This is a genomic window from Streptomyces sp. NPDC028907 (assembly GCF_055564995.1).
Window position 1 is genome coordinate 91,171 of the sequence record NZ_JBVHVE010000023.1, and the last position, 20,828, is coordinate 111,998.

Consider the following 20,828-nt stretch of genomic DNA (forward strand, 5'->3'; position numbering starts at 1 on the left):
AGACTCAGGGCCGGAACTGAAAAGTTCCGGCCCTGAGTGTTTTCCACGGCTTTCCAGCGAGACTCTCTGCCCGGCCGCCCCGCTGGTCCGGTCCCCGCTGGTCCGGTCGGCTCCCACCACTCGCTCCCCGCCCCGCCGTCGGCAACCCTGGTGAGGTGGAGGAACGGCGGATCTCGTACGCACGCCGGTTCGTCCGGCTGCTGCCCGCCCTGCTGATCGCCGCCGGATGCGGGTACGACTACGTCACGCCCACGGATTTCACCGGGGCCCCCTTCTTCACCGCCGCGCCCCTGGTCGCCGCCCCGCTGTACTCGCAGCGTGGCACGGTGCTCACCGGCGTCGCCGCGCTCGCCGCGCTGCTCGTGCTCCACGCCGGTCTGGGCGGCCTCTCCCGGACCGGGGTGATCACCGAGCTGGTCACCGTGGTCACCGTCTCCGTCCTCGCCGTCCTCATCAACCTCCTCGTCCGCCGCAGCGACGCCCGCCTCGCCTCCGCCCGCGCCATCGCCGAGGCCGCCCAGCGCGCCGTACTGCCCGAACCCGCCGAGCGGATCGGCGGGTTCCAGATCGCGGCACGGTACGAGGCGGCGCAGGAGGGCGCCTTCATCGGCGGTGACCTGTACGCGGTGCAGGACAGCCCGCACGGTGTGCGGCTCGTCGTGGGGGACGTGCGCGGCAAGGGGATGGGGGCGGTCGGGATCGTCGCCGTGGTCATCGGGGCCTTCCGGGAGGCCGCCGAGCAGGAGACCACGCTGGAGGCGGTGGCGCAGCGCCTGGAGCGGGCGCTGGCGCGGGAGCGCACGCGGCCCGAGGGGGTGGAGTCCGCCGAGGGGTTCACCACCGCCGTCCTCGCCGAACTCCCGCACGGCGACGGGATCGTACGGCTGGTCAACCGCGGGCACCCCCCGCCGCTGCTGCTGCACGCCGACGGCACCGTGTGCGCGCTGCCCGCCCCCGAGCCCGCCCTGCCGCTCGGCATGCGGGAGCTGGGGGCCTGGCCGGACCGGGCCCAGGAGGCCGACTTCCCGAGCGGAGCGACGCTGCTCATGTACACCGACGGCCTGTCCGAGGCGCGGGACGAGAGAGACCGGTTCTACGACCCCGAGACGGGACTCGCGGGGCGGGCCAACGCCCGGCGCGAGCCGACCGCACTGCTCGGCACGCTCGCCGCGGAGGTGCGCCGGCACTCCGGGGGCGGGATGGCGGACGACATGGCCCTCATCGCCGTACGCCGTCCCTGAGGCATGCCGCTCCCGGCCCCTGATGGAGATCTTGTGGAGCCGATCCGTGATCGTTGTCACCAACCGTGATCGAGTGACCCCCCTCCGCATAACAACTGACATACCGTCAATACCTGTGTGACTCCTGAGCGCTGGCCAACTCGCCCGAATTAGGCCGCTCATGACCCGTAAGTCCAGGCGAAAATCGTTAATGATCAAGCGGAACAGCTTGGAATCCGTACCCCGCGTCTATTAACGTTCGATAACGCAGCGCGGTCGTCCCAGCCGTCACAAGAGGCGGCTCCGTGCGCACGCGCCGAATCCCGCAAGGGAACCGGGGAACCACCACCTTGGGGTGAATCGCACGGATACCGCCGGGAAGTCACGGCCGGTATACGCGCGTAGGAGACCTTCCTGCTCCGAACCCGTCAGCTAACCCGGTAGGCGAGAAGGAAGGAAAGGAGCACGCCCACGTGGCGTCCAACCGCCCTGCCCCGCAAGCCCCGTTCGTGCCGAGCCAGCGCACCACCGAGACCTTCGGCTACGACCGCCATCGCACCGACGAGGGCCCGTTCGAGGAGTGGAACCCCACCGCGGAGTCCATTCGTCCGGTACGCGGCAGGCATCGCGTCTCCAAGCAGCGCGGCGGGGGACTCGCGCGCAGCTCCACGGTGCTCGGCGTCGGTGTCATAGCCGCCGTCGGCGCGGGCGGCATGGCCAGCGCCAACAGCGGCAAGCCGCCGGTCGCCATCACCATCCCTGACCTGCCCCTGATCTCCGACGACGACGCCGCAGCCGCCGAGGACACCGGCACCGCCCTCAGCACCATGGGCGCGGCGACCGAGGAGACCACGCAGGACGCCACCGACGCCGGCGAGGCACTGCGCAGCCGGATCATGGCGCAGGCCGAGCAGCAGCAGGACCAGATCGAGAGCAAGGCCGCCGCGGCCGCCGTCGCCGCCGCCGAGAAGGAGGCCGCCGCCGCGGCCGCCAAGGCGGAGAAGGAGGCCGAGGCCAAGGCCGCCGCCGCCAAGGCCAAGGCCGAGGAGGAGGCCCGCAAGAAGGCCGAGGCCGAGCGCCTCGCCGAGCTGGCCAAGCAGTACACGCTGCCGACCTCCTCGTACACCATCACCTCGACCTTCGGTCAGGCCGGCGCCTACTGGTCCTCCGGCTACCACACGGGCCTCGACTTCGCCGCTCCCACCGGCACGCTGATCAAGGCCGTGCACAGCGGCACGATCACGTTCGCCGGCTGGGACGGGTCGTACGGCTACAAGACGGAGCTCACCCTCGACGACGGCACCGAGATCTGGTTCGCCCACCAGTCCTCGATCAGCGTGAGCGTGGGCCAGAAGGTCAACACGGGCGACGTCATCGGCCGCGTGGGCGCCACGGGCAACGTGACCGGCGCCCACCTGCACCTCGAGGTCCACCCCGACGGCAGCGCGAACGGCATCGACCCGATGGCGTGGCTGCGCGGCAAGGGACTCACTCCCTGAGGTATCCGAGGGACCTCTTGGCGGGGCATCCGCGAGGCATCGGGGCGAGGTGTCCGGGCGAGGTGTCCGGGCGAGGTGTCCGGGCGAGGCACGCCCTCCTGAACCCGGCGAGCCCTGTACCCGGCGATTCCTGAACCCGGCCGTTTCTGCTCCCGGCGGTGCTGATCTCCGGCGGTGCTGATCTCCGGCGGTCCTGGCGACAACCCCCCGACGTCAGGGCTGCCGGTTCCCGGAGCACCGGGCGCTCCGTTCGCTGGTAGCCCTTGCGCAAGCGCCGGTCTGAGGGGCGTGGCGGCTTTTCACGTCCGATACGGGTTGTAGACGGGGTACGGCTCCACCCCGTACCCCTGCCGGTACCCCACCCCCGCATAGCCATACGCAGCCCACACCTGCACAGCCATCCCCTCCAGCGCGGCCCGCTCCAACGCCGCCCGAGCAACCCCGCGCCGCAGCCACAACTCCTGCAACAACTCCCGCTCACGCATCACGAAGTCACCCCCGCCCCGTCCCCGTCGCCCTCGGCGCCGCAGAAACGCCAACGACGTCGCATACCCCTCGTACTCCGCCACAGCCCGCGCGGCCCCCCGCCCCCCGAGCCGCCGCGCATACCGCCGAGCCACCCGCCGAGCCCGCATCGAACCGAGCGCGAACGGCTCCCCCGGCGCCAGCCACCCGGCGACGACGTACGCGGGCAACTCCTCCCGCACGGTCCGCAGCTCCCGCTGCCGCGTCCAGATCACCAGCCACGTCAGCAACCCGAACGCGGGCACCATGAAGGCCGCGTACACCGCGAAGAACCCGAACTCGCCGAAGGTCGACGAGCCGTTCCACAGGGCGTGCATGCCCATGGCCAGCAACAGACCGGTGAGGGGGAGGAGAACGCGCCGCACATGCTGCCGCTCGCCCGACAGCGCGGCGATGCCGAAGCCGATGCCGGTCAGGACGGTGAACAGCGGGTGCGCGAAGGGCGACATGATGACGCGGACGAAGAAGGTCGCCGCGGTCACGGAGGCGATGCCGCTGTCGCCGGAGAGCTGGTCGGTGCCGAAGGCGGTACCGAGGTAGAGGATGTTCTCGGTGAAGGCGAACCCGGTGGCGGTGACCCCGGCTATCACCACCCCGTCGACGATCCCGGTGAAGTCCCGCCGCCGGAAGAGGAACACGAGCAGTACGGCCGCGGCCTTCGCCATCTCCTCCACGACGGGCGCTATGACGGTGGCGCCCAGGGTGTCCGCGTGCGACGGATCGGCGGTCGCGGTGGCTATCCATCTCGTGGCGAAGCTGTTGGCGACGATCGCTATCAGCGCCGCCGCGCAGGCACCCCAGGCGAAGGAGAACAGCAGATTGCGCCAGGGCCCCGGCTCGACCCGGTCCAGCCAGCGGAACGAGGCGACGAGCAGCGGCACGGGCAGTACGGCCAGCCCGAGCCCGACCAGGAACCCTTCGGTGCCGGTCTGCTCCCGCACCAGGGCGAGGATGACCAGCCCGGAGAGCGCGAGCAGTGTGCTGAGCGCGCCGTAACGCACCCACCGCCTGTGCCACCAGTGCGCGTGCCGTGGTGCGCCGCCGGTGGGTCCGGTGGGGTGCGTCGGGTACGGGGGGCAGGTGGCCACGGCATCGACCCTAACGAGGCAAGGGCGCCGCCCGCAGCAGCGCGAGGGGCTCGGGCGCCGGTGGGGGTTGCTTGCTGTTGCTACCGCTGTACGCGGCGGAAGAGCAGGTCGTTCACCACATGACCCTTGTCCAGTCCCTGCCCCTCGAAACGGGTCAGCGGCCGGAACCGCGGACGGGGCGCGAAACCGCCGTCCTCCTGGGTGTTCTCGAAGTCGGGGTGCGCGGTCAGCACTTCGAGCATCTGTTCGGCGTACGGCTCCCAGTCGGTGGCGCAGTGCACGACGGCACCGGGCTTCAGCCGGGTCGCGGCGAGGCTGAGGAACTCGGGCTGGATGAGCCTCCGCTTGTGGTGCCGCTTCTTGGGCCAGGGGTCCGGGAAGTAGACGCGCAGCCCGTCGAGCGAATCCGGCGCGAGCATCTCGCGGAGCAGGATGATGGCGTCGCCGTTGCCGACCCGGACGTTGGGCAGCCCGTTCTGGTCGGCGAGATTGAGCAGATTGCCCTGCCCCGGGGTGTGCACGTCGACGGCGAGGATGTTGATCCCCGGGTCCCCGGCGGCCATCTGAGCGGTCGCTTCCCCCATCCCGAAGCCGATCTCCAGCACCACGGGGTTGTCGTTCCCGAACAGCTCGGCGAGGTCGACGACCCGCTGCCCGTCGATGTCGAGCCCCCACTTCGGCCACAGCCGCTGCAACGCGTCCGCCTGCCCCGCGGTCACCCGACTCCGCCGCGGCTGAAAACTCCGGATCCGCCGCTCGAAGTGCGACCCGGCCGGATCGGCCTTGGGCCCATCGGGAAACCGCGGCTCCCCCTTGGCCCGGGTGTGCCGAACGGAGACACCGGGGTGATGGCCGGCATCCCCGGCATGCTCGGGCTGGGGGGCTTCGGAGGCATTGAGGGAGTCAGACACAGTGGAACCGATTTTACGGCGCCCGCGACTCCTTCCGGCCCGCCAGGCCCTCCCAGCCCGTGCGGCGTTTGAGGACGAGGCCCGCAGGGCCGATGGCCGGGGTCTGCGCAGCCCCCAGGGATGGGACGGGTAGGGGCGGCGGGGGCGAAAACCGAGGCCCGCACCCACCCCCCACCGCAACCCACTCAAGCAGCCCCCAACACCCCCAACGCCCGCCGAGCCACCTCCCGCCCGATCGGCAGCGAAGCGGTAGCCGCAGGACTCGGCGCATTCAGCACATGCACGGCCCGCACCCCCTCCCGTATCAGAAAGTCATCCACGAGCCCCCCGTCCCGCAACACGGCCTGCGCCCGCACCCCCGCCGCAGCCGGCACCAGATCATCCGAGGTCACCGCAGGCAGCAACCTCCGCACCGCCTCCGTGAACGCCCCCCGCGACACCGACCGCCGCAACTCCCCCGCCCCGTACCGCCAGTGCCGCCGCGCCATCCGCCACACCCCGGGCCACGCCACCGTCGCCCCGACCTCCCGAGGCCGTACGACCCCCCACCCGTACCCCTCCCGGGCCAGCGCCGGCACTGCGTTGGGCCCGATGTGCACATCCCCGTCGATCCCGCGCGTGAGATGCACCCCGAGGAACGGAAACGCCGGATCAGGCACCGGATACACCAGCCCCCGCACCAGCTCGGGCCGCGCCAGCGAGTAGTACTCCCCCCGGAACGGCACGATCCGCACCTGAGGCTCGTCCCCCGTCAGCCGGGCCACCTCGTCGCAGTACAGCCCGGCACAGTTCACCAGCACCCGCCCCCGGACGACGTCCCCGCGCGTGGTCCGTACCGCGACTCCCAGCTCCGCCCGTCGGTCCACCCGCTCGACCTGCGCGCCGTACCGGATCTCCGCCCCGGACGCCTCGGCCAGCTGCCGCGCGACCCCGACGAAGTCGCACACGCCTGTCGTCCCGACGTGTATGGCGGCGAGCCCGCGCACCTCCGGCTCGTACTCCGCGATCTGCGAGGCGCCCAGCTCCCGGACCGGAATGCCGTTCTCCCGGCCGCGCTGCACCAGGGCGTGCAGCCGTGGCAGCTCGGCCCGCTCGGTCGCGACGATCAGCTTGCCGGTGACGGCGTGCGCGATGCCGTACTCGGCGCAGAACTTGACCATCTCGGCGGCGCCCCGCACCGCGTACCGCGCCTTCAGAGACCCCGGCCGGTAGTAGATCCCGCTGTGGATGACCCCGCTGTTGCGTCCCGTCTGGTGCCGGGCCGGGCCCGGCTCCTTCTCCAGGACGGTCACCCGCGTCCCCGGCGCGGCACGCGTGATCGCATACGCCGTGGACAGCCCGACGATCCCACCGCCGATGACGAGCACGTCACAGTCGTAAGCGAGCGTCCGCACCTGCCCCACCTCCCGGTTTCGATAATGCCTTGCGCCACTGACAACGCACTCAAACCCAAGGGACCACCGCCGGCGCAGCCACGAACGCCGCCACCCGCGACAGCTACGGCACGAAGGCGACCTACGCCCCCGGCCAGAACCCCCGTGTCTACCAGCGTCCCCCGGCCGGCTTCACCCCCGTCTGCACGGAGTACGTCCTCAGCGGGCGCGGCGGGCGCGAGATCCCCGACGCGGCCGTATGGATGGAGCAGCGGCTGCCGGGGCTGTCCGACCGCGTGGCCGCCGCGACGGTCGTCTACAACCTGTACGCCATCGCGCCCGCCATGAGCGACGAGAGCCCCGGTGGCAAGGGCTGGGGCATGGAGCGGCCGAGTGTTCAGTGGGATGTCTTCCGCAGGGCCGGCAAGGACGGCAAAGGCGGCAAGGCCGACACCTACCTGGTGCGGATGCTCTACAACGAGATGGAGACCGCCTTCAAGGCCGGCTGCCACCCGATCGCGAAGAACAGCGCCTTCTACGACCTCGACGAGCTGGAGCGCTGCTTCGGGCGCACGAACAGCGCGTCGTGACGTGTAACGACGCTCGTGATCCCGTGACGCCGCAGGGCTGCCACGACCGGCGGCTCGGCCTCGCCGAGCCGCCGGTCCCATGGATCGGCCGCCTACGCCGGAGCCATCAGCAGCGGCCGTGCACGTTCCCGAAGCTCGACCACCCGCGGTTCGTCGCCGTACGGCTCCAGGCGGTGCAGCAGGTCCTTCACGTACTCCGTGGTGCGCGCGGACGATATCCGCCCCGCGACCTCGACCGCCCGCACGCCCTGCTCGCAGGCCGCGTCGAGGTTGCCCGACTCCAGCTCGGCCACCGCCGAGACGACCAGTCGCAGTCCGTGCGAGCGCACGAACTCCTCCGTCGGCTTCGACAGCGCCTGTTCCGTGAACCGCCGTACCTGACGTGGTGCCTTCAGGTCGCGATAGCACTCGGCGGCGTCCGCGGCGAAGCGGTCGTAGGAGTAGAAGCCGAGCCAAATCGGGTCGTTGTCGCCCTCCCGGGACCGCTCCAGCCAGCCTTCCGCCGCCTTCAGCGCCGCGCCGGCGGCCTGTGCGTCACCAGCGCGCGCGTGTGCGCGTGCCTCGACGAGACGGAAGAAGCTCATGGTGCGGGCCGTGGCCAGCCCCCGGTTGCGTTCCAGCGCGGCCTGCGCGAGGTCGACGCCCTCGTCGCCGAAGCCCCGGTAGGTCGCCTGGAGCGACATCGACGCCAGCACGTACCCGCCGAGGGGTACGTCGGCCGCCGCGCGGGCGAGCCGCAGCGCCTGGATGTAGTAGCGCTGGGCGGCCTCCTGTTGCCCGGTGTCGAAGGCCATCCACCCGGCGAGACGGGTGAGTTCGGCCGAGGCACCGAACAGCGCCCGGCCCACCTCGTCGGAGTACGAGCCGAGCAGCAGCGGCGCCGCCTCCACCCGTAAGCACTCGGGCACCATGGACGAACGCCAGTCGCCGCCTCCGTACTTGGAGTCCCAGCGCCTGGCGTCCTCGGCGGCCTCCCGCAGCTTCTGCACATCGCTGTGGCCGACTTTGAGCGGTGCGCCGGAGCCCTCGGCGGAGTTCACCTCGCGCGCCACCGAACTGTCGGCCGGAGTTATCAGCCACCGTGAGGCGGGCGTTGCGTATGCGCTTACTGCGAACGAACCGGCCAGCGACTGCCAGATGCCGCCGGAGCCGGCGCGCCGCCCGGCGAGGTCGAGACGGTAGAGCTCGGTCGCCGACTTCACCGCCTGTCCGACGTCCCGGGGGAAGGCGAGGCCCACTTCGGGTGCGGGGTCCGCGTCCGCCAGGCCGATCTCGTGGAGCGGCACCGGGCGGCCCAGCTTCTGGCCGATCGCGGCGGCGATGAGGTGCGGGGCGGCACCTTGCGGCACCATGCCCTTCGACACCCAGCGCGCCACCGACGTCTTGTCGTAGCGAAGAGTCAGGCCCCGCTGAGCGCCAAGGTCGTTGACGCGTCGGGCGAGTCCTGCGTTGCTGATTCCCGCGAGGGCGAGAACGGCGCCGAGTTTTTCGTTCGGCCCGCGTTGCTCCCTGGACATGCGCCACCCCTCGACACAGACGGCTGCCGCGCTGGCATAACCACGCGGCATTCGTAAACCCAGCGTAGTTCGCCGCATCCCAAGCGTTAAGGGGCATTCTTCCGGATGGCGGGATTGTGGCCCGTACTCAAGTGCGCGCCCCATACGCACAGTTGTGACGTGCTCCCGCTGTGTGGCCGTGCGCCCGCCCGTGCGCTCTTCTCCAGCCACCGGGGGAGCGGTTCCATGGCTCATGCGTGGGTCGGCCCGCTGTACTGGATCCAGTGGGCTGGGGGATTCCGCCGCCTACATCCCCGCGGGCGGCGGAACGGTCCGGGGGGCGTACACCGTTCCCCGGACTGCGCGCACCGCGAGCACACCGAGTAGCGCGCGGGGATTGCGCGGAGTGTGCGTGAGCCTGTCCTCGCGTCGCCGATTTGGCTGAAAACCGACCCCGCCTCGCCCCGGTAATTGCCGCTCCGACCATGGGACTTGAGGGCGCGAAGGGCGTTTTCGGGGAGCGCATCGGGGGCGCATTCGAGTCGCCGTCGCTGGCCGATCCCATTGCCTCGTCCGGGTGTTCGGATCGCGCGACGGCCTTCACGCGCTGACAAATCCGGGATCTCGAGCGGCTCCGCCGCCGCTCCGGCGCGCGTCCTTCATGGCAGCATGGTGACCGGTTCGTACGGTGCACTGGTTGTCCACAGCCTGTGGAGGCGGCGATGCGGTGGTTGGTGGGATGGAGCAGCACCACCGCGGTGGCCGCCGGTATCGGCTCCGCGGGGGCCACCGGAAGCGACGGCGAGACCGTGCACCCGGTCGGCTCCCAACTCCTATGGGGCGACCCCGATCCGCTGTGGGCCGTCGGCGACTGGCGCCCGGACGAGGTGCGCGTGGTCAAGGCCGACGCGCAGAACAGGATCGCGGTCCTCGGCACCTGCGGCGCGAGTGACGAACAGCTGCGCCTCGGCCTGTTCGCCGCGCGCGGAGGCGCACTTCGGCATCTGACGGCCTGGTCCGGCAGCTACACGGCCGTCGTCCAGGTCGGCCGCCGGGTCACGGTGTGCGGCGATCTGGCGGGTGCGCGGCCGGTGTTCTACACCCCCTGGGCGGGCGGTACGGCCTACGCGACCGCCGCGCTCCCCCTCGCCGACCTCATCGAGGCCAACCTCGACTTCGGCCACCTCGCCGCGCTGCTGGCCGCCCCCGACGTGCCGGCCGCCCTGCACGACTCCACCCCGTACGACGGCGTACGGCGCATTCCGCCGGGGCATGCGCTGATCCTGCGCACCGGGGCGCGCGAGATCGCCGGGTACGAGCCGGTCGCCTCACTGGCGGTCGCGGCGCCCGCAGCGGACCCGGACAGCGCGGTGGACGCCGTCCGGGACGCCCTGGTCGAGGCGGTACGCGCGCGTCTGTCCGCGCCCCGCCATGTCCCCGGCGCCGACATAGACCCCGGCCCGGTCCCGGGCATGGGCCCCGCCGAACGGCGTGCCGCGCGCGGGATGCCGGTACCGGGCATCGGCGCGGACCTGTCCGGCGGTCCCGCGTCAGGCACCCTGGCGCTGCTCGCGGCCGGCCTCCCCGGGATGCCGGGCACGGTCCTGGGCCACGGCACGGGAGCGGGGGAGCGCCTCCTGGCGGTCACCTTCAACGACCTCGCGGTGGGCGGCCGCGAGGCCGAGCTGGAGCGGGCCGGGAACCTCGCGGCCAACCCCCGCCTGCACCACGTGGTGGTCACGGGCGGCGAGGAGACACTGCCGTACGCCGACCTGGAGGGCCCTCTGACGGACGAGCCGGGCCCGAGCCTGGTGATGGCGGCGCGACACCGCGCCCGCCTCGCCGCCGGCAGCGCTGACCACTTCACGGGCTACGGCGCCCGCCAGGTCCTGGACGCCCACCCGGCCCGCCTGGCCGACCTCCTGATGGACCGCAAACGCCGCCATCTGGTCCGCCCCGTCGCGGCGCTGGCGAAGGCGGACGGCTCGGTGCTGGTCCCCGCGCGCGTGTACGGCGCGGCGAGAAAGCTGGCCCGTACGCCGTACCGGACGGGAGTGGAGTCCCTCGCCGCCCGTCTGATGGACCGCCGCTTCGACGAACCCGGAGGTGCCGTAGGGGCGTCGCTCGCCGCCCTCACCTGGGCCAGACCGGGCCCCGCGGCCCGCTGGCTGACCGGCGAGGCCCTGGCTGAAGTATCGGTTCGCCTGCAAGCCGCGACGAGCCGCAACGGAGTGGGCCCCGGCCAACGCCCCGGCGACTACCGCGCGCGTGCCGCCCTCGCCCGCTACGCCGCGGACATCCGAGTCCTGGAACAGGCCGCCGAGATCCGCTCCCAGCGTCTGCACACCCCGTTCCTCGACAACCAGGTAGTACGCGCGTGCCGCACGCTTCCCGAGGCCCTGCGCGTCCAGCCCGGCGCCCGCGCCGCCATCCTCCGCACGGTCCTGGAGGGCGCCGGGGTCGCCGACCTCCCACCCGGCTGGGGCGCCCCGTCCCACGCCCCCGCGGCAGCGGCGGCACGCACCGGCATCCGGTTGTCGGCCGACCCCCTGATGGCCCTCTTCGGCACCCCTCTCCTCGCCCAGGCAGGCCTGGTCGAGGCCCGAGTCGTCCGCAAGGCCCTCCGTGCCGCCGCCGAAGGCGAACCGCTCCCCCTCGACGGCCTCGCCGACCTCGTCTCCCTGGAACTCTGGCTGCACCGCCTACTGGCCCGCCGAGGCACCTGCTGGACCGGCACCCCCGCCCGTCAACGGGCAGTACCAGCGGGCATCAAGCCACAGCGCGGCGCACTGGGAACGGGGATCAGCCACTCCAGCCCGTCGGGCGTCTGAGGCCACCACGCCGCCGACCGGCCTGCTGCTTCCGAGCGGACGCCTTTGGCACCGCGACCCCTCTGAACGTCCCTACACGCAGCTGAACTTCGACTCCGCCCAGTCCGCCAGCAGCAGTGTGTCGAAGGTGCTGTGCGGCTCGACCACCAGCCGGACGGTCTCGCGCCCGGCGAGGTTCACATGGACGGGTACGGCCGGGTCCCCGCCCTTGAGCGCTCCGGACCGCCACAGCCGGACGCCGTCGGCGTAGACCGAGAAGGAGAACGCGCCGAGCCCCAGGGTCGAGTCGTCGACGCCGACCATCGCGTCGTAGGCGGAGCACTCCCGGTTGAGGTCGATGGTGACGGAGGACCGGCCGTGCACGGTGACGCCGTGCGCGTACCGCTCGTCGCCGATCGGCACGCCGTACCGCTGCCACACCCAGCTGCTGCCGTGGAGCCGCATCTCGGGCGCGGTGCCGTCGCCGGTGAGGTCGTACGACAGCTGGCTCCACTGGTAGACGACCGGGGTGGGCGGGGGCGGGGGAGGAGGCGTGGGGGTGGGCGTCGGTGTCGGTGTGGGTGTCGGGGTCGGTTTCGGGGAGGGCGTGGGTGTCGGACTGGGCGTACGCGTGGGCGTCGGGGAAGGGGTGGGTTCGGAGGCCGGTTCGATCGCCGGCGGCCGTGGCGAGGGCTCCTTCGGCGCGGGCTCCGGTTCCGACGGCTCCGGCGGCGTGGGAGTCGGCGTCTCCTCGACGATGGGGGAGGGGACGGGGGGCTGCTTGGCGTCGGTCCTGTCGGCCGGTCTCTCGTTGCCGGCCAGCGCGAGCACGATCGCCGCCACCACACCCACGGCCACCACCCCGGCCGCGATACCGGCCTTCACCGGCGCGCCCAGCCCCTCGGAGGCCGCCGCACCGCCCCCGGAGCTCGCCCCGCCCGAGGAACCGCCGCCCGCCGCCGAGGCCGCCCCCGCGGCACCGGCCGCGCCGACCCCGGCACCCCCGGCGATGAGCCCGGCCGCCTTGGCGTACCCGGCGGCGCCGAACCAGCCGATGACCGCGACCGGCACGACTGCGGGAATACCGCCGGCGACCTCCTGGATCTGGCCCGCGGCCAGCCGGCACTTGGCGCACTCCTCCAGGTGCTTGCGCAGGCCCCGCTCGGCGCGCGTGCGCAGACTGCCGCGGGCGTAGGCGCCGAGCCGGTCGGCGTGCCGGGCGCACTCCTCGTCGCCGGCGAGGCTGGCGCTGACGTGGGCCTGGAGGTAGGCCTGCTTGAGTCCCTCGCGGGCGCGGCTGGCGAGCACGCGCGTGCCGTTGGCGTCGAGTCCGAAGAGCGTGGCGACCTCGCTCGGCGACTCGTCCTCGATCTCGGTGTGCCAGAGCACGGCCTGCCAGCGCTCCGGCAGCGACCGGAAGGCCTGCATGGCCATGGACTGCTCGGCCTCGTGCATCGCCCGTACGTCGGCGCCCAGGTCGAGCGTGTCGTCGTCGGACACTTCGGAGACCCGCGCGGACTGCGCGGCGAACACCGCGAAGTCGTCGACCAGCTGCTCGCGCCGCGCCGACTTCGTCCAGTCCGCCGCGGCCCGGCGGATCGAGGTGAGCAGATAGGCGCGTACGGCGTGCTCGGGACCGGAGCCGCCGCGTACCGCCTGGAGCATGCGGGCGAAGACCTCGGCCGTCAGGTCGTCCGCGGTGTGGGCGTCGCGGCAGCAGGTGCGCGCGTACCGGCGCACCGCCTCGGCGTGGCGCCGGTACAGCTCCTCGTAGGCGGTGTCGTCACCGGAGCGCATCCGTGCGATCAGATCGGCGTCGGACGGCGGCATCTCGCGGGGCGGAGGCATCTCGCGCGGCAGTGGCAGTGTGCTGTCCTCGCGCCGGTCGCGCTGTGCCGGGACGCTGCCCTCCGCGCGCCCGTCCGGACGACCTTCCGCACGGCCCGGGATGCGGCCCTCCAGGGGGTCGGCGCCGGGTGGCAGGTCCGCCCGTCCGCCCTGACTCGGCACCTGCGGAGTCGCCGAGTCGTCGTCACCGCGTGACTCGTCCCACCCGTCTACGCTCATCGCGGAAAGCCCCCGCTGCCAGCTCTACAAGTCCCGGACACCGGGTCAGGGTGCCATATTGGCTTTTGATCAGGACCCACCCGTACGGACATCCACTCGTCCGTGGGGACTTCCCACAGCGTAGTACTGGCCCCCGCCCGTACGGGGAAGACTCAAGCAGCGCCTGCCGGGCGGGAGTTGAGCACCGCATCGCGGCCTGCCCGGTATGTTCGGTGACGGTGTTCGAGGCGAGGGCCGGTCCAGCACCCCGCCTCGCCGTCACCCCATCGCATCACGCACCAGTCGACGGCACGGCCTCACCCGGGCCGGGTCACGCCTGGGGGCGCGACCGCAACCCCTCCAGCAGGATGTCGAGCAACCGCGCCGAGGCCGCCGCCTGCTGTGCCGCGTCCGGCAGCGAGGGCGCCGCCGTGGCGATCACCAGCAGGACGTCCGACACCGAGACGTCGGCCCGCAGCTCGCCCGCCGCGCGCGCCCGCTCCACGAGCTGGCCCACCACGTCGAGCAGCGCCGCAGCGCCCGCGTCGTCCACCACGTCGACCGCGCCCGCCGACGACTGCTCGGGCACCAGCCGCAGCTCGCCGGTGCCCGGCTGCACCCGCTGCGGCGGCACCCGGGCCTCGTCGAGTACGACGCCGTCCTCGACCCCGACCCGCAGCACCTGCGGCGGCAGCAGCCGGCCCGCGCCCGAGGCCACCGACGTGCGCAGGAAGCGCGAGAGCGCCGACCACGGCTCGTCCTCCTGGCCGAGCGCGGCACGTGCCTGGTCGGTCAGCCGGGACGTCTCCTCCTCGGCTATCCGCCGCACCAGGACGTCCTTGCTCGGGAAGCGCCGGTACACCGTGCCGACGCCGACCCGCGCGCGCCGCGCCACGTCCTCCATCGGCGCGCCGTACCCCAGCTCGCCGAAGACCTCGCGCGCCGCACGCAGCACGTGCTCCAGATTGCGCTGTGCGTCCACGCGCAGCGGCGTCGTACGCGAGGTGTCCCCGCGTCCGTTGCCCGCGGCCGCGCCGATCGGGCCGCCCACCGCCCCGCCGCCCGATGTGATGGCGGATGCGGAAGACCAACGTGAATCCTGAACATGCATAAGCGATCCCCCGGTAATGACGTCTCCCCCCGGAGACTCTCCCCGTCATTGCAAAGCCGGAGCGTCGCGGAACAAGCCCGGACAAACAGGCCCGCCCTGTGTGACTCACGGACCCGATGAGCGCATCCCCCTACACCCCGTCGACACACGAACATAGTTGAGAGGGAGTCAATTCAGAAGGGGCCGGTTCCGCGCGGAGCGCCCCTCGATCGGAGTACGAGGCGTTTACGCCCTGATTGCGCCACCTGCGATCCCCCGGCGCACACCCATTGACCTGCGGACTTTCCGCGCACTCCGGCAATTCGGCCAAACCGCGCCGCCGACGGCCTCCGGTCACACAAATTGTCGAGCCTGTGGACAAACGCAAGCGCCGGGTGCGTCATGGGATGGTGAAGGAACGTGCGCGCATTCTCGTTGTCGGCGGCGGCTACGTCGGGATGTACACGGCCCTGCGTCTCCAGCGGAGACTGAAACAGGAACTGGGCCGGGACGAAGCCGAGATCACCGTGGTCACTCCCGACCCGTACATGACCTATCAGCCGTTCCTCCCCGAAGCGGCCGCCGGCTCGATCTCCCCGCGCCATGTGGTCGTACCGCTGCGCCGCGTCCTGCCCCGGTGCCGGGTGATCATCGGCGAGGCCACCGCCATCGACCACGCCAAGCGCACGGCGACCCTGACCACCCTCGCCTCCGAGGAGGAGGGCACGGGCAGCGAACAGCTCTCCTACGACGAGCTCGTCCTCGCCCCCGGCTCCATCGCGCGCACCCTCCCCATCCCCGGCCTCGCCGACCACGCCATCGGCTTCAAGACCGTCGAGGAGGCCATCGGCCTGCGCAACCACGTCATCGAGCAGATGGACATCGCCTCCTCCACCCGCGACCCCGCGATCCGCGACGCGGCCCTCACCTTCGTCTTCGTCGGCGGCGGCTACGCGGGCGTGGAGGCGCTCGGCGAACTCGAGGACATGGCCCGCTACGCCACGCGCTACTACCACAACGTCGGCCCCGAGGACATGAAGTGGATCCTCGTCGAGGCCTCGGACCGCATCCTGCCCGAGGTCGGCGAGGACATGGGCCGCTACACCGTCACCGAACTGCGCCGCCGCAACATCGACGTACGGCTGCACACCCGCCTGGAGTCCTGCGCCGACCGCGTCGCCGTGCTCAGCGACGGCGCCCGCTTCCCGACCCGTACGGTCGTGTGGACGGCCGGCGTCAAGCCGCACCCGATCCTCGCCGCGACCGACCTGCCACTCAATGAGCGCGGCAGGCTGAGGTGCACTCCCGAACTGACGATCGAGGGCACCACGCACGCGTGGGCCGCGGGAGACGCGGCCGCCGTCCCCGACGTCACCGCGGACGAACCCGGCAAGGAGTGCGCCCCCAACGCCCAGCACGCCCTGCGCCAGGCGAAGGTCCTCGGCGACAACATCGTCCACGCCCTGCGCGGCGAACCCCTGGAGACGTACGCCCACAAGTACGCCGGTTCGGTCGCCTCCCTCGGCTTCCACCAGGGCGTCGCACAGGTCTACGGACGCAAGCTCAAGGGCTACGCTGCCTGGTTCATGCACCGCGTCTACCACCTCAGCAGGGTGCCGACCTTCAACCGCAAGGCCCGTGTCCTGGCCGAATGGACCCTCTCGGGACTCTTCAAGAGGGAGGTCGTCTCCCTCGGTTCACTCGAACATCCCCGAGCGGAGTTCGAACTCGCGGCCGGTGGAAAGCATCACCTCAAGCCGGAAGACGACCCGAAGGGGTCGTCCTGACCGGACCCAGGAACTCCACCGACGGGGCAGGCGTCTGACGGGTGTCGGCCTGCTCGGCCACACTGCCAGACTGATCCCGAACCGATCCCGACCCTGGACGGGCACCCGCCCGCCCTACGACCCACAAGGCTCTCCCCACAGTGCTGCAACCCGGGGGTGCTGGTGCCACCCCTCAGACCCCAGGCCGGGTCCGGAGCTGGCCGAAGACGACGACACGAGGCAAGGATTCGTGAACTTCACGCGCTGGAGCGCCCGGCTCCCCGGAACGCAGCGCCGCGCCGCAGCGCGGACCGAACCCGCTGCGGCGGTCACCCAGGACCGCAGAGGAGAGAGCCCGGGCGCCGTTCCCGCGGCCCGCGCCGAACACCTCACCGACGAGGCCAGACCGATCCCAGCCGTGGACGAACTCCCGGTCCGTGAGGTCCTGGACCGAGTCCCGGCCCTGGTCGCCCTGGTCCACGGCACCGACCACCGGCTGGCCTACGTCAACGACGCGTACGTGGCGGCCTTCGGCGTACGCCCCCCGGGCGAACCTGCCCGCGAGGCCCTCCCCGAACTGGCCGAACTGGGCCTGCTCCCCCTCCTCGACCAGGTCCTGCGCAGCGGCAAGCCCCGCACCCTCAAGTCCCGCAAGGCCCCCGACGGCCGCTCCTACACGTTCACCTGCACCCCCGTCGCGGAAGGCGACGGCGGCGTCCTCGTCTTCGCCACGGACGTCACCGACCACGCGGAGGCAGCCGAACGCCTCCGCGCCAGCGAACGCCGCCAACGCGAAACGGCCGTCACCCTCCAGCGCTCCCTCCTCCCCCAGGAGCTCGAAGAACCGGACGACCTGCGCATCGCCGCCACCTACCACCCCGGCGGCACGGAGGCCGCGGTCGGCGGCGACTGGTACGACGTGATCACCCTCGGCGGCGGACGCACGGCACTCGTGATCGGCGACGTCATGGGCAGAGGAGTACGAGCGGCCGCGGTGATGGGCCAGCTCCGCACGGCGGTGCGGGCCTACGCCCGCCTGGACCTCCCCCCGCACGAGGTCCTGCAACTCCTGGACGGCCTGGCGACGGAGATCGACGCCAACCAGATCGCCACCTGCGTCTACGCCGTCCACGACCCGAACGAGGGCCGCCTCGTCTACGCCTCCGCCGGCCACCTCCCCATCCTCGTCCGCGACGAGAACGGCGACGTCCAACGCGCCGACGAACCCACCGGCCCGCCCCTCGGCACCGGCGGCTGGATGCACACGTCCGGCTCGATCGCCCTGAGCCCCGGCTCCACGGCGGTCCTCTACACCGACGGCCTGGTGGAACGCCGCGACGAGGACCTGGACGAGGGCATCGCCTCCCTCGAACGAGCCCTGGCCGGCGCCACCGGCACCCCCCAGGTCGTCTGCGACCGTCTGGTCCGAAGCGCGGGCGTGACAGCGGACCACGACGACGACGTGGCGGTCCTGGTCCTCCAGCACCCCGCCCGCACCGGCCCCGACAGCGACCTCTTCCGCAACGCCGCCCTGGAACTCCTCGGCGGCATCGAGGCAGCCCCCCGCGCGCGGGCCTTCGCCTCCGGCGTCCTCACCAGCTGGCGCTTCCCGCCGGACCTCCACGACCTGGGCGTCCTGGCCGCCAGCGAACTGGTCGCCAACTCCCTCCAACACGGCACCCCACCCATGCGCCTCCGCCTCCGCCGCACCGACCGCCGCCTGATCATCGAGGTGACGGACGGCGACGACCACCTCCCCCGCCGCCGCCGAGCAGAACCAGCCGACGAGTCCGGCCGAGGCATCGCCATCGTCGCCTCCATCTCCTCAGCCTGGGGCTCCCGAAGAACCCCAGGCGGCGGCAAGGCGGTGTGGTGCGAGTTCGCACTCCCGAAGACGGCCCCTGTCGGCTGATCCAGCCCGTCCGGCGTCCGCATATTCAGCCCCTCCGGCGTTTGAGGAGCGGGGGTCCAGGGGGCGGAGGGGCGGAGCCCCTTCAGGGATGGGACGGGTAGGGGCGGCGGGGGCGAGAAACTCAGGCGTGCGCCCGAGACGACCCGGAAGCAGCCACAGCCCCCTGCGCCACCACCCGACTCTTCCCCAACCACGGCCGATCCTGCACAGCAGTCAACTCACGCCCCAACCGCACCGCGAGCCATGTGATCCCCAACGAGAACAACAGAAACGTCACCACATACGGCCCGTGCAACGCAGCCCCCATAGGCCCACCCACAGCCGGCCCCAAAGCCAACGCAAGCTGTTTCACCAGGGCAAACACAGAGTTGTACTGCCCAGCCATCCCCTCAGGCGCAAGATCCGCCACCAGGGGCGCAACCGTCGGCGACAACATCGCCTCACCCAGGCCGAACAACGCATACGTAGAGACGAATGCCGCCGTAGCCATCTCCTGGCTCCCGTGCCCCAGCCCCGCATACCCCGCCGCAACCCACGCCACGGCCCAGATCAACCCCACAGCCGCGATCACCCGCGACCGCCTCCGCCGCTCGACGAACTTCAACACGGCGAACTGCGCCACCACGATCATCGCGGTGTTGGCAGCCAACGCGGTCCCCAGCGCAGACGTGGAAACCCCGGCAGCCTCCACCCCGTAAGCACTCAACCCCGACTCGAACTGCCCGTAGCAGGCAAAGAACAGCACGAAGCCCAGCACAGACAGCTGCACCATCGCCCGGTTCCGGAGCAACTGCTTCCAGCTCCCCTTCCCCGCACCGGCCCCCGGTGCGCCACCGATCCGAGGCGCACTCGGCATCCGCACCGTCGCCATCACCACCACGAGCAGCAGGAACATCGCCGCCTCGATGGCGAAGAGCAGAGTGAACGACGAAACGCTGGTCGCGTCGACGAGATGCCCACCGATCAGCCCACCGACCCCCAGCCCCAGGTTCTGCAGAAAGAACTGCATCGCGAACGCCCGCGACCGGGTCTCCGCAGTGGAGCAGTCCACGATCATCGTCGCGAGCGCCGGCTGCATGACGGCCTGCCCCGCCCCGAGCGCGGCCGCCGACAGCAGCACGGCCGCCGCACTCCCCGCGAGCCCCAGGCTCAGCGCCCCGAGAGCGGCAGTGACCAGGGCGGCGAGCAACACCGGCAGTGGGCCCCGCCGGACGATGGCCCGCCCGGCGAACGGCAGTACGACCAGCGCCGCCACGGCGAAGACGGCGAGGACGAGCCCCGCCGTCATGGCCCCAAGCCCCCGCACCTGCGCCACATAGACGTACAGGTAGGGGACGGTGAAGCCGAGCCCGAACGCGCTGAGTGCGTTGCCCACGTGGATCCGGCGCATCGCTGCGCCCATCGCCCTGGTCACGTTCACCTCTCTCGATGTAGGTCTGAAGACTTCAAAGCTAAAGTTCGAAGCTAAACACTACACAGAGAAGGACTTCAACGCCAAGCAAGCCCATGCCATACTCGGCCCATGGGCGACACCCACGGCATCAGCGAACCGACCCTCGAGGAACAGATCGCCGCGTACCAGCGCGAGTTCCAGGACCTCGACCCCCAGGTGGAGAAGGTCGTCTCGGCACTGTCCCGCCTGAACCGCCGTATGAACGTTGCCTACGGCCGCCAGACCGCCGCGCTCGGCATCAGCAACGCCGAGTGGGAGGTCCTCAAGGCCTTGGTCCTCTCCGGCGCCCCGTACCGGATGGGCCCCAGCGACCTCGCCAAGCGCCTCGGCCTCACCCCGGCCGCCATGACCCACCGGATCGACCGCATGGTCGCCGAGGGCCTGGTCACCCGGGAGCGTGACGAGTCCAACCGCGTCCGTGTCATCGTCGAGCTCACCGGCGAGGGCAGGGGGAAGTGGCTGGAGGCGATGCGGCTCGCGTCGGTCTTCGAGGAGGACCTGCTCCAGGACCTCTCGGCGGAGGAGCGCACCACCCTGGGCGAGGTCCTCACCCGTCTGCTCCGCAGGGTGGAGCACGCCCAGCCGGACGCCGGCGGACGCCTCAGCGACCTGGACTGACATGGGGCCCGGCATCGCCGGAAAAGATCTTGACAGGGGGTGCTTGACAGCCCCCGACCCGATCCGTAAGGTTCTCCGGGTTGCCGCCGAGCCGTAACGGTTCTGCGACAGCACCTCCCGCCGCGAAAGCGGCAACCCAAACCATCAGCACGATCTCCCTGCGGGGTTGATTTCGGCGTGCCCGAATTCAATTCGAATTGGGACTCGGCAGCCCGATTGGGAATCGCCGAGAGGATCCGCTAAGGTTTGAGACGTCGGAACGGCCCAACGGCTGCGAAGACAAGCCCCGCTGACTGGGGGTCAGGCCCGAAGGGATCTGATAGAGTCGGAACCGCTGGAAAGGGAAACGCGGAAGCGGGAACCTGGAAAGCACCGAGGAAATCGGATCGGAAAAGGATCTGATAGAGTCGGAAACGCAAGACCGAAGGGAA

General features: G+C 71.6%; 14 protein-coding genes and 1 riboswitch. Of the genes, 7 read left to right on the top strand and 7 right to left on the bottom strand.

Annotated features, from left to right (window positions below):
- The first annotated feature begins 155 nt into the window (after positions 1-155).
- The gene (locus ACZ4UU_RS42225) at positions 156-1,241 is read left to right on the top strand and encodes a PP2C family protein-serine/threonine phosphatase (protein WP_471908742.1); all 1,086 of its coding nucleotides are present in this window, start codon (positions 156-158) and stop codon (positions 1,239-1,241) included.
- A 283-nt stretch (positions 1,242-1,524) separates the two neighbouring features.
- Positions 1,525-1,682, top strand: a riboswitch (cyclic di-AMP (ydaO/yuaA leader).
- An 11-nt stretch (positions 1,683-1,693) separates the two neighbouring features.
- Complete coding sequence (locus ACZ4UU_RS42230) at positions 1,694-2,719, top strand: M23 family metallopeptidase (protein ID WP_471908743.1); 1,026 nt, start codon at positions 1,694-1,696, stop codon at positions 2,717-2,719.
- A 299-nt stretch (positions 2,720-3,018) separates the two neighbouring features.
- Here the strand turns inward: ACZ4UU_RS42230 and ACZ4UU_RS42235 are convergent, their stop codons facing one another.
- From ACZ4UU_RS42235 to lhgO, 3 genes are all read right to left on the bottom strand, one after another.
- Positions 3,019-4,332, bottom strand: a complete 1,314-nt coding sequence (locus tag ACZ4UU_RS42235; RefSeq protein WP_471908744.1) for a PrsW family intramembrane metalloprotease — start codon at positions 4,330-4,332, stop codon at positions 3,019-3,021.
- A gap of 80 nt (positions 4,333-4,412) precedes the next feature.
- Entirely contained in the window at positions 4,413-5,243 is an 831-nt protein-coding gene (gene trmB, locus ACZ4UU_RS42240; protein WP_471908745.1) for a tRNA (guanosine(46)-N7)-methyltransferase TrmB, read from the bottom strand.
- A gap of 185 nt (positions 5,244-5,428) precedes the next feature.
- Positions 5,429-6,637: an L-2-hydroxyglutarate oxidase gene (gene lhgO, locus ACZ4UU_RS42245; RefSeq protein WP_471908746.1), complete on the bottom strand. Its 1,209-nt coding sequence runs from the start codon at positions 6,635-6,637 to the stop codon at positions 5,429-5,431.
- A gap of 242 nt (positions 6,638-6,879) precedes the next feature.
- Here lhgO and ACZ4UU_RS42250 point away from each other — a divergent pair, with 242 nt between their 5' ends.
- On the top strand, positions 6,880-7,206 hold the full coding sequence (locus ACZ4UU_RS42250; RefSeq protein ID WP_471908747.1) for a hypothetical protein: 327 nt from the start codon (positions 6,880-6,882) through the stop codon (positions 7,204-7,206).
- Positions 7,207-7,298: 92 nt separating this feature from the next.
- Here ACZ4UU_RS42250 and ACZ4UU_RS42255 read toward each other — a convergent pair whose 3' ends face one another.
- Positions 7,299-8,723: an MFS transporter gene (locus ACZ4UU_RS42255; protein WP_471908748.1), complete on the bottom strand. Its 1,425-nt coding sequence runs from the start codon at positions 8,721-8,723 to the stop codon at positions 7,299-7,301.
- 701 nt (positions 8,724-9,424) lie between these two features.
- Between ACZ4UU_RS42255 and ACZ4UU_RS42260 the strand changes: the two genes are divergently transcribed.
- Positions 9,425-11,533, top strand: coding sequence for an asparagine synthase-related protein (locus ACZ4UU_RS42260; RefSeq protein ID WP_471908749.1), 2,109 nt, complete (start codon positions 9,425-9,427; stop codon positions 11,531-11,533).
- 72 nt (positions 11,534-11,605) lie between these two features.
- Here ACZ4UU_RS42260 and ACZ4UU_RS42265 read toward each other — a convergent pair whose 3' ends face one another.
- The gene (locus tag ACZ4UU_RS42265; RefSeq protein ID WP_471908750.1) at positions 11,606-13,579 is read right to left on the bottom strand and encodes a sigma-70 family RNA polymerase sigma factor; all 1,974 of its coding nucleotides are present in this window, start codon (positions 13,577-13,579) and stop codon (positions 11,606-11,608) included.
- A gap of 310 nt (positions 13,580-13,889) precedes the next feature.
- Positions 13,890-14,669: a TetR/AcrR family transcriptional regulator gene (locus ACZ4UU_RS42270; RefSeq protein ID WP_471908751.1), complete on the bottom strand. Its 780-nt coding sequence runs from the start codon at positions 14,667-14,669 to the stop codon at positions 13,890-13,892.
- A 386-nt stretch (positions 14,670-15,055) separates the two neighbouring features.
- On the opposite strand from ACZ4UU_RS42270, the gene ACZ4UU_RS42275 reads away from it, so the two are divergent.
- A complete protein-coding gene (locus ACZ4UU_RS42275) occupies positions 15,056-16,435 on the top strand; it encodes an NAD(P)/FAD-dependent oxidoreductase (RefSeq protein ID WP_471908755.1) in 1,380 nt (459 codons plus the stop codon).
- Positions 16,436-16,664: 229 nt separating this feature from the next.
- The gene (locus ACZ4UU_RS42280; protein ID WP_471908752.1) at positions 16,665-18,326 is read left to right on the top strand and encodes an ATP-binding SpoIIE family protein phosphatase; all 1,662 of its coding nucleotides are present in this window, start codon (positions 16,665-16,667) and stop codon (positions 18,324-18,326) included.
- Between the two features lie 121 nt (positions 18,327-18,447).
- On the opposite strand, the gene ACZ4UU_RS42285 is transcribed toward ACZ4UU_RS42280, so the two are convergent.
- Positions 18,448-19,716: an MFS transporter gene (locus ACZ4UU_RS42285; RefSeq protein WP_471908756.1), complete on the bottom strand. Its 1,269-nt coding sequence runs from the start codon at positions 19,714-19,716 to the stop codon at positions 18,448-18,450.
- Between the two features lie 132 nt (positions 19,717-19,848).
- Between ACZ4UU_RS42285 and ACZ4UU_RS42290 the strand changes: the two genes are divergently transcribed.
- Positions 19,849-20,397: a MarR family winged helix-turn-helix transcriptional regulator gene (locus ACZ4UU_RS42290; protein WP_471908753.1), complete on the top strand. Its 549-nt coding sequence runs from the start codon at positions 19,849-19,851 to the stop codon at positions 20,395-20,397.
- Positions 20,398-20,828: the final 431 nt, after the last annotated feature.

What these genes read in the sequence shown, in the direction of transcription:
- ACZ4UU_RS42270 (WP_471908751.1), bottom strand. Translation starts at nt 14,669, where the DNA reads ATGCATGTTCAGGATTCACGTTGGTCTTCCGCATCCGCCATCACATCG.
- ACZ4UU_RS42250 (WP_471908747.1), top strand. Translation starts at nt 6,880, where the DNA reads ATGGAGCAGCGGCTGCCGGGGCTGTCCGACCGCGTGGCCGCCGCGACG.
- ACZ4UU_RS42255 (WP_471908748.1), bottom strand. Translation starts at nt 8,723, where the DNA reads ATGTCCAGGGAGCAACGCGGGCCGAACGAAAAACTCGGCGCCGTTCTC.
- ACZ4UU_RS42275 (WP_471908755.1), top strand. Translation starts at nt 15,056, where the DNA reads ATGGTGAAGGAACGTGCGCGCATTCTCGTTGTCGGCGGCGGCTACGTC.
- ACZ4UU_RS42265 (WP_471908750.1), bottom strand. Translation starts at nt 13,579, where the DNA reads ATGAGCGTAGACGGGTGGGACGAGTCACGCGGTGACGACGACTCGGCG.
- ACZ4UU_RS42285 (WP_471908756.1), bottom strand. Translation starts at nt 19,716, where the DNA reads ATGCGCCGGATCCACGTGGGCAACGCACTCAGCGCGTTCGGGCTCGGC.
- ACZ4UU_RS42290 (WP_471908753.1), top strand. Translation starts at nt 19,849, where the DNA reads ATGGGCGACACCCACGGCATCAGCGAACCGACCCTCGAGGAACAGATC.
- ACZ4UU_RS42260 (WP_471908749.1), top strand. Translation starts at nt 9,425, where the DNA reads ATGCGGTGGTTGGTGGGATGGAGCAGCACCACCGCGGTGGCCGCCGGT.